The following is an 8,460-nucleotide window of genomic DNA, read 5'->3' on the forward strand; positions in this document are numbered from 1 at the left end:
TCGCATGCTCGACGAGCCACGGCGCGGGTTCGGAAGGGGCGGCAGGCGATGCTGCGGCGGGTGATCCCGCAGCAGGTGATGCTGCGGCAGGCGATCCTGCAGCGAGCGACCCTGCGGCGGGTAATCCCGCAGCGAGCGATGCTGCTGCCAGTGCTTCATCATCCGGCGTTCCGGCCGAACCCGACGCAACCATCGACGCACCGTCCGCTTCGGCGCTCGCGCCGAACATCGACGAGAACACGTCCGGCAGCCCACCGTCGCCCATTGCATACGGATTGGCAACCGCGCGCGTGCGCGGCGCGAAGCCCGGCAACGCGGCCGGCTGCACGGTGATCGCAGGATGTCCCGGCGCGGCGGCAGGCGGCGTGATCGCGGCCAGCTCGGCGTCGGCGAGCGCGGTGATCTCGACGCTGCCGTCATCGAGCGTGCGGTTCGACAGCACGACGGCGTCGGCGCCGAGCGCCTCGCGCACGAGCCGCAGTGCGTCGCGACTCGTTGCGCCGGTGAATTTGCGAATGTTCAAGCGGAACCCCCGATGACGTTAACAACCTTGATCGTGCGTGTGTCCGGCACTTCGGCGTACGACAGCACTTTCAATTGCGGCAGGCTGCGGCGCAGGAAGCGCGCGAGCATCGCGCGCAACGCGTGCTGCACGAGCAGCACGGGCGGCAGCCCGAGATTCTGTTGACGCAGCATCGCTTGCTGCGTGCCGGTCAGAAGCGAGTGCGCGAGACCCGGCTCGAGGCCCGGATTCGCGCCGGTAGCGAGCGCCTGCGACAGCACGCGCTCCAGATGCGCGTCGAGCCCCATCACCTGCATGTCGCCCGCGCCCGGATACCACTGCTGCGTGATCGCGCGGCCGAGCGCGAGCCGCACCGCGGCCGTGATGTCGTACGCGTCGGTGAGGCGGCCGGCCTGCTCGGACACGGCCTCGATGATCGTGCGCATGTCGCGGATCGGCACGCCTTCGTCGAGCAGGTTCTGCAGCACCTTCTGCAGCGTCGTCAGCGAGATCGTCTTCGGCACGAGATCCTCGACGAGCGACGGCGAGTCCTTGCCGGTGCGCTCGATCAGCGCCTGCACTTCCTGGCGGCCGAGCAGTTCGGCCGCATGCTGGACGACCAGATGGTTCAGGTGCGTCGCGACGACGGTGCTCGCGTCGACGACCGTGTAGCCGTACACCTGCGCCTGCTCGCGCAGCGCGACGTCGACCCACACGGCCGGCAGGCCGAACGCCGGATCCTGGGTCGGCACGCCGGGCAGCGCGGCCGTCACCTGGCCCGGGTTGATCGCGAGCCACTGGCCCGGGTACACCTCGCCGACGCCGATCTCGACGCCCTTCAGCGCGATCCGGTACGCGTTCGGCCGCAGCTCGAGGTTGTCGCGGATATGGATCACGGGCGGCAGGAAGCCGATTTCCTGCGCGAACTTCTTGCGGATGCTCTTGATGCGCTTCAGCAGCTCGCCGTCGCTGTTCTTGTCGACGAGAGGAATCAGCCGGTAGCCGACTTCGAGGCCGAGCGGGTCGATCAGCTGCACGTCGTCCCAGCTCGCCTCATGGCTGTCGACGGGGAGCGCGGCGGGCGGTGCGATGTCGGTAACGTCGCCGGCCGCCTTGCGGGCCGCCGCGCGCTTGACCTGCGTGCGGGCCAGCCAGATCGCGCCGCCGCCGAGCGCGAGGAATGCGAAGTGCGGCATCCCGGGGATCAGCCCCATCAGCACGATGATCGCGCCGGTGATCGTCAGCACGCGCGGGTTCGTGAACAGCTGGCCGGTGATCTGCGTGCCGATGTCCTCGTCGGTCGCGACGCGCGACACGATCACGCCGGCCGCGGTCGAGATCACGAGCGACGGGATCTGCGCGACGAGGCCGTCGCCGATCGTCAGCAACGTGTAGTTGGTGCCGGCCGCAGCGAAGCTCATGTCGTGCTGCACCATCCCGACGATCAGCCCGCCGATCACGTTGATCGCCATGATGATCAGGCCCGCGATCGCGTCGCCGCGCACGAATTTCGACGCGCCGTCCATCGAGCCGTAGAACTCGGCTTCCTGCGCGACCGCCGTGCGGCGCTTCCTCGCCTGCTCTTCGTTGATGAGGCCGGCGTTCAGGTCGGCGTCGATCGCCATCTGCTTGCCGGGCATCGCGTCGAGCGTGAAGCGCGCGGACACTTCGGCGATCCGCCCCGCGCCCTTCGTGATCACCATGAAGTTGATGATCATCAGGATCACGAACACGACGATGCCGACCGCGAAGTTGCCGCCGACGAGGAAGTGGCCGAACGCCTCGATCACCTGGCCGGCCGCATCCGGCCCCGTGTGGCCTTCGAGCAGCACGACGCGGGTCGACGCGACGTTCAGCGACAGCCGCAGCAGCGTCGAGAACAGCAGCACGCTCGGGAACGCCGCGAAGTCGAGCGGCTTCATCGTGTACATGCTGACGAGCAGCACCATCACGGACAGCGCGATGTTGAACGTGAACAGCAGATCCAGCAGCACCGGCGGCAGCGGCAGGATCATCATCCCCAGGATCATGCAGATGAGGATCGGGCCCGCGAGCGCGCGCAGGTTGGTGCCTGCAAGCAGGTTCGGGCGCTTCGCGAACAGGCCGGCGGGCGTGCTCATGCCGCACCTCCAGCCGCGCCGAGCACGTCCTCGGCTTCGTCGCGCTCGTCGTCGGCGGACACCGACGCGCCCTTGTCGAGTTCGGCCGGCACGTCGAGATCGACGGGCACGGCCGGGAACGCACCGCCTTCCGCGCGGAAGCGCTTGAGCTGGTACACCCACGCGAGCACTTCGGCGACCGCCGCATACAGCGAGCCGGGAATCTCGCGCTCGAGTTCGACGTTGTGATACAGCGCACGCGCGAGCGGCGGCGCCTCGAGAAGCGGCACGTTGTGCTCGGCGGCCAGCTCGCGGATTCGCGCGGCGACGAGGTTCACGCCCTTCGCGACGACCGTCGGCGCGCGCATCTCGCCATCCGTGTACTGCAGCGCAACCGCGAAGTGCGTCGGGTTCGTGACGACGACGTCGGCCTTCGGCACGGCCGCCATCATCCGGCGGCGGGCGAGCGCGCGCTGCTGCTGGCGAATCCGGCCCTTCACGTGCGGATCGCCTTCGTTCTCGCGATGTTCGCGCTTCACTTCTTCCTTCGTCATGCGCAGCTTCTTGTTGTACTGCCAGAGTTGATACGGCACGTCGAGCGCTGCGACCACCAGCATCCCGGCGACCGTCGTGCCGCAGCACACGGCGACGAGGTGGAGCGCATCGGCGAGCGCCGAGTCGAGCGGCTGGGTCGCGAGGCCGAGCAGTTCGTCCTTCGCGCGCCAGATCGCGACGCCGCCGATCCCGCCGACGACGAGCGTCTTCGCGATCGACATCCCGAGCTGGATCGGCCCCTGGATCGAGAACATCCGGCCAAGCCCCGTCAGCGGGTTCAGCCGGTCGAGTTTCAGTTCGAAGGTCTTCGACGAGATCAGCCAGCCGCCGAGCGCCATTGGCGCGAGCAGCGCGGCGAGCCCCGTCAGCGCGAGCAGCGGCGCGAGCGCGGCGAGCCCTTCGAGGCTCGCGCTGCCGGCCGCGGTGAGCATCCGGTGCGTATCGAACGCGGCCGCGCGGTCGAACGAAAACGCGCCGCGCAGCATCGTCTGCAGATGCATGCCGATCGGTCCCGCAAGCAGCCATGTGCCGTAGAAGCCCGCCGCGAGCAGCGCGAACGAAGCCAGTTCGCGCGAGCGCGCGACCTGCCCCTCCTCGCGCGCCTTCTCGCGGCGCCTCGGAGTGGCGGCTTCGGTTCTGTCGAGATCGCTCTCGTCTGCCACGGGGCCTCCAGACGGGTACGGCGGGATGCCGTTTTCCAGTGACACCGATTATTCATGGAGGCGTCAAACGCCGATCGGTCGAGCAAAGCCGGGAAAGGGGGGTATTTCGGGGAATCGGATGCGGGCGGGAACGGGTGCCCCGGACGCGGATCGTGCGGGGCCGACGGCGGCGCCGGGAGGCGCCGAAGGGGTGCTGAAGAGGTGCGGTGGCAGGCGCAGCGAGACGCCGTGCACCGGGCACGGCGCCCCGCTCAGGCTTCGGTCAGGCGATGCTCAGACCGCGGGGATCGGGTCGGGGCCGAAGCGGTTCGGGCCTGCGTTGCCGCGCGAGCACATCCAGACGAGCAGGATGATCCCGCCGATGAGCGGAATGAACGCAATCAGCAGGAACCAGCCCGAGCGGCCGGTATCGTGCAGCCGGCGGACGCTCACCGCGAGGCTCGGCAAGAGCAGCGCGAGCGAAGCCAGCAGCGCGACGATCGCCAGCAGCAGCGCGACCGCGGACGCATCGCGCGCGACTGCCGCGATTACCTGGCATGCGATCGACACGAGCGACGTGAGCAGCGCGAAATACCAGTATTCCGCACGGCGCGCGCGGCCTTCGAACGTCGCATATTGATTGAATACCGAACGAACGGCTTCCGTGAAATTCATTTTATTGCCCTCATGTTTTTATCGACGGTGATCAACCACCCCGGAAACAACGCGAGAATAAAAGGGGGCGAATGCTCGCCCCCCTCATCATGCCGCCATGCCGCTGCGTCGCCGCGCGTCAGTACGCGACGTAAGGCGCCGCGCCGCCGCTCGACGTGAGGTCCATCCCGAAGTAGATCGTCTTGCCGTAGAAGTGCGGCAGCCCGACGTCGAGCCAGGCCGTCGAGCCGAACGGGCCGCCGATGTCGTTGAACGCGAAATTCGACGTGTTCGAGAACAGCGAGTCCGCGTTGCCGACCGGCATCGAGATGTTGCTCGCCGTGCCGTTCTGGCCCACGAGCGTCGCCGTGTAGGTGGCTGTCGACGCCGGGCAATAGAACTGCGTATTGCGCGAGCACACCGTCTGCGCGGAATCGTTGAAGAAGTACGCGTTCGAGCCCGTGTCGAAGAACGCGGTGACGGTGCGGCCGAGGAAACTCGAGTTCTGGAGGTCGCCCGTCGTCGTGGACGTCAGCTTGGTCGTGGCCGCGAACGCGTTGTTCGACTGCGTGCCGATGCCGAACGTCAGCAGGCCCGTCGCACTGCCCTGACCGCTGCTCGAGACCTGCGGCATCTGCACGATCACGCCATTGTTGTCGCTCGCAAAATGCTGGACCGGATTGGCCACCTGCTGCGCGAGCGGCACGAGCGTCACCGCGCAGGTCGAGTTGCCGTTCGGGCACGCGTAGTAGTTGTTGTTCCCCGACGACATCGACGTCGCGCAGGTCGTGCCGCAATCCAGCGGCGCGGGCCCGATGCCGAGGATCCCGTTCGCGCCGAGCGCGCTCGCGGAATTGGCCGACGCGCCGCCGTTCGTGCACGAGGTCGGGACGTTCGTCGTGCCGAGATCGCCGATGATCTGCACCTGCAGCGAACTCGCGGTTTCGCCGCTCACCTTCAGGTCGACGGTACGCACCGAGCCCCACGTATAGCTCGACACGAACTTGCCGCACTCGGCAAGCGGCGCGCCGCCGGTCCCGGTCGTCACGGGCAGGTTGCCGAGCACGCCCGACACCGCGCTGCTGACGAGCCGCAGCCCGTACGACGCGGTATCGACGAGCACGTTGTCGACCACCTGGCAGTTCGATGTGCCGGGTGCGCAAACCGTCACGCTGACGGTCGGGATGTTGATCACGTTGGCGACACCCTGGCTCACGGTGATCACCGCGGCGTTCGCGGCGACGGGCGTGCCACCGCCACCGCCGCCGCCGTTGCTGCCGCCCGAGGAACCACCGTCGCCGCCGCCACAGGCGGTAACGAGCGCGGCAGTCGCGACCGCCAGGCTCAGCGCGCCGAGCCAGCGAATGAGAGTATGAGAAATACGCAAGATCGGTCTCCCGCTGTCACTGGATGTCGTTGCCGGTGAAACCGGCGGGCAGCGCCTGCGGCAGCCACGCCTGTCCGGAGAACGCGCCCATGTGGCCGCCCGTCCGGATCACGAGGCCGCTCGTATCGACGGACACGGGCGCGCGCCAGCCGCGCGCCTTGTGCGCCGCGTCGACGCCAGCGGTGTACTGCGGGAAATAATTGCCGAACAGCGACGCGAGATCCGGCATCGTCGGCCCTTGCCATGCGACACCGAACACGGTGCCGGCGGCGGACAGGTATTCATGGATCACGGTGCCCGACCCGAGCGTGATTTCGCGGACGGTGTAGGCCGCCGCGCTGGCCGACACGCCGTCGGCCGAGCGCATCGCGCGCTGCAGTGCGCGCACGCTGGCGGCATGGTCGTCGGACGGCGGCGACATCGGCGCGCCGCCCAGTTCCGCGTGTGCGTGGACACTCCACAGCACGCTCATCAACGCCACCGCGGACGCGGCGGCACAGCCCAGACGTTTCAGCTTCACGTTTCCCCCCAGGGACTTGCCTCGTTATTGGCGGCACCGTGGGTGTGACCGGCGCCGCAGCTCAGTCTCATGACAGACAAAAGGACGACGTTCCGATGCCGCTGAACTGGTATTGCTGAAGCGTAGTATGCCTGCGGAGTGTTTCCAAGTGTCAACGGGGACAAAGCGCACGCGCAGCGCCGATCGGCTGGAGGCCTTGCTGCGCGGGCGTCCCGGGGAACGTTGCGGAGGAAACCCTAAGTCAGAACCCGAGGCTCGCGAGCAGGTCGTCGACCTGCGCCTGGTCCTGGACGACGTCGGCTTTGCCCTCCGGATTGATCTGCGGCCCGTTCAGCAGCGATTCGGGGCTGCCGGTGCTGCTCATGGTCTGCTCGGCCGCGAGCGCCGCCGCAGTCGCCGCGAACTGCTCGCGGCGCTCGGGCGCGATGTTCTCGACCAGCACGGTGAGCAGCTGCTGCTCGATCAGGTAGACCATGTCCATGATCTTCTTGATCACCTGCCCGGTCAGGTCCTGGAAATCCTGCGCGAGCATGATTTCGAGGAGCTGTGCGTTGGTTGCGGACGTCGCATCCGGCAGCGCACGCAGGAACGCCCGCGTGTCGTCCATCAGCTCGCGAACTTCCGTGCGCTCGATCGGCGCCGCGTACCACTGCGTCCAGCGCGCGTCGAGCACCTCGGCCTCGTTCTGCACGCGCTCCTGCACGGGCTTCGCGATCTCGATCGCAGTCAGCACGCGCTCGGCCGCCTGCTCGGTCATCGTCGCGACATAGCGCAGCCGGTCACGCGCGTCCGGCACCACTTCCGCCGCGCGCTCGACGTGCTTGTCGAGCCCGAGCTCGCGCATCGAATCGCGCAGCGTGCGCGTCAGCTGGCCGATGCGCGCGAGGATCCGGTCGCTCGGATCGGCGCCTTCGGCCTGGCTATCGACGGAGAACCCCGCGCCGGCCAGCGCCGCATGGATCGGCTCGTTCACGTCAGCTCCCGGTCTTCGCCATCTTGTCGAGGATCTTGTTCAGCTTCTCGTCGAGCGTCGCGGCCGTGAACGGCTTCACGACGTAACCGCTCGCGCCCGCCTGCGCGGCCGCGATGATGTTCTCCTTCTTCGACTCGGCGGTCACCATCAGCACCGGAAGGTGCGCAAGCGTCGCGTCCGCGCGGATTTCCTTCAGCATCGCGAGGCCGTCGAGGTTCGGCATGTTCCAGTCAGAGATCACGAACTCGTAGGCGCCGCTGCGCAGCCGCGCGAGGCCCGCCGCGCCGTCTTCCGCCTCGTCGACGTTCGAGTAGCCCAGCTCCTTGAGCAGGTTGCGGACGATCCGGCGCATCGTCGGGAAATCGTCCACCACCAGGATTTTCATGCTCTTGTCCATCTTCGTTCCTTTCCAGATTCGTTTGCGCAAAACGCGTATCGTCGCACGCGGGTTGCGTAATGCAAATTTAAACGCGCTGCACGCGGTCGCCCATCGTGGCCAGCCGCCCCATCACGCGGCGGCTCATCTCGGCGAGCGGCGCGACCTCGTCGGCACCACCGAGCGCGATCGCCTCGCGCGGCATCCCGAACACGATGCAGCTCGCCTCGTCCTGCGCGAACGTGTGGGCGCCCGCGCGCTTCATTTCCAGCAGGCCGGCCGCGCCGTCGCGGCCCATGCCGGTCAGGATCACGCCGATCGCGTTCTTGCCCGCATGCGTCGCCGCCGAGCGGAACAGCACGTCGACCGACGGGCGGTGCCGGTTCACGGGCGGCTCGTCCGACAGCTGCGCGATGTAGTTCGCGCCGCTGCGCGCGAGCAGCAGGTGCGCGTGGCCCGGCGCGATGTACGCATGGCCCGGCAGCACGCGCTCGCCGTGCTCGGCTTCCTTCACCGCGATCCGGCACAGCCCGTTCAGGCGCTGCGCGAACGACTTCGTGAAGCCGGGCGGCATGTGCTGCGCGATCAGCACGGCCGGCGCATCGGGCGGCAGCGGCGTCAGCACCTCGCGGATCGCCTCGGTACCGCCCGTCGACGCGCCGATGATGATCAGCTTCTCGGTACTGACGAGCGGGTTGTTGACGAGCGGCGCGGCCGCGTGGCTGCCTGCCGCGCGTGCGGCGGCGGCTTGCG

Annotated in this window: 8 protein-coding genes and 1 pseudogene; all 9 read right to left on the minus strand. The window is 68.3% G+C overall.

Translation table 11 applies throughout. The annotated features are described in order from the left end of the window. Positions 1–523: pseudogene (gene flhF, locus G3N94_RS37875) on the minus strand (flagellar biosynthesis protein FlhF); the annotation flags it as partial. Then, positions 520–2,622: a flagellar biosynthesis protein FlhA gene (gene flhA / locus G3N94_RS37880; protein WP_205799337.1), complete on the minus strand. Its 2,103-nt coding sequence runs from the start codon at positions 2,620–2,622 to the stop codon at positions 520–522. The gene flhA and the pseudogene flhF, both read right to left, overlap by 4 nt. Further along, positions 2,619–3,818: a flagellar biosynthesis protein FlhB gene (gene flhB, locus G3N94_RS37885; protein WP_205799338.1), complete on the minus strand. Its 1,200-nt coding sequence runs from the start codon at positions 3,816–3,818 to the stop codon at positions 2,619–2,621. The genes flhA and flhB overlap by 4 nt, the downstream gene beginning before the upstream one ends. A gap of 273 nt (positions 3,819–4,091) precedes the next feature. Continuing rightward, positions 4,092–4,472 carry a DUF805 domain-containing protein gene (locus tag G3N94_RS37890; protein ID WP_205799339.1) on the minus strand — a complete coding sequence of 127 codons (381 nt, stop codon included), beginning with the start codon at positions 4,470–4,472 and terminating at the stop codon, positions 4,092–4,094. A 118-nt stretch (positions 4,473–4,590) separates the two neighbouring features. Then, positions 4,591–5,838, minus strand: coding sequence for a DUF3443 domain-containing protein (locus tag G3N94_RS37895; protein WP_205799340.1), 1,248 nt, complete (start codon positions 5,836–5,838; stop codon positions 4,591–4,593). A gap of 16 nt (positions 5,839–5,854) precedes the next feature. Continuing rightward, positions 5,855–6,358, minus strand: a complete 504-nt coding sequence (locus tag G3N94_RS37900; RefSeq protein WP_205799341.1) for a DUF2844 domain-containing protein — start codon at positions 6,356–6,358, stop codon at positions 5,855–5,857. A 241-nt stretch (positions 6,359–6,599) separates the two neighbouring features. Then, positions 6,600–7,331 carry a protein phosphatase CheZ gene (gene cheZ / locus G3N94_RS37905; protein WP_205799342.1) on the minus strand — a complete coding sequence of 244 codons (732 nt, stop codon included), beginning with the start codon at positions 7,329–7,331 and terminating at the stop codon, positions 6,600–6,602. Position 7,332: 1 nt separating this feature from the next. After that, positions 7,333–7,728: a chemotaxis response regulator CheY gene (cheY, locus tag G3N94_RS37910; RefSeq protein WP_124598832.1), complete on the minus strand. Its 396-nt coding sequence runs from the start codon at positions 7,726–7,728 to the stop codon at positions 7,333–7,335. A 67-nt stretch (positions 7,729–7,795) separates the two neighbouring features. Then, a partial coding sequence (locus G3N94_RS37915) for a chemotaxis protein CheB (protein WP_277398603.1) occupies positions 7,796–8,460 on the minus strand: 665 nt, incomplete at its 5' end.

Source organism: Burkholderia sp. Ac-20353, from assembly GCF_017104785.1.
Taxonomy (GTDB): Bacteria; Pseudomonadota; Gammaproteobacteria; order Burkholderiales; family Burkholderiaceae; genus Burkholderia.

What these genes read in the sequence shown, in the direction of transcription:
- flhA (WP_205799337.1), bottom strand. Translation starts at nt 2,622, where the DNA reads ATGAGCACGCCCGCCGGCCTGTTCGCGAAGCGCCCGAACCTGCTTGCA.
- G3N94_RS37890 (WP_205799339.1), bottom strand. Translation starts at nt 4,472, where the DNA reads ATGAATTTCACGGAAGCCGTTCGTTCGGTATTCAATCAATATGCGACG.
- cheY (WP_124598832.1), bottom strand. Translation starts at nt 7,728, where the DNA reads ATGGACAAGAGCATGAAAATCCTGGTGGTGGACGATTTCCCGACGATG.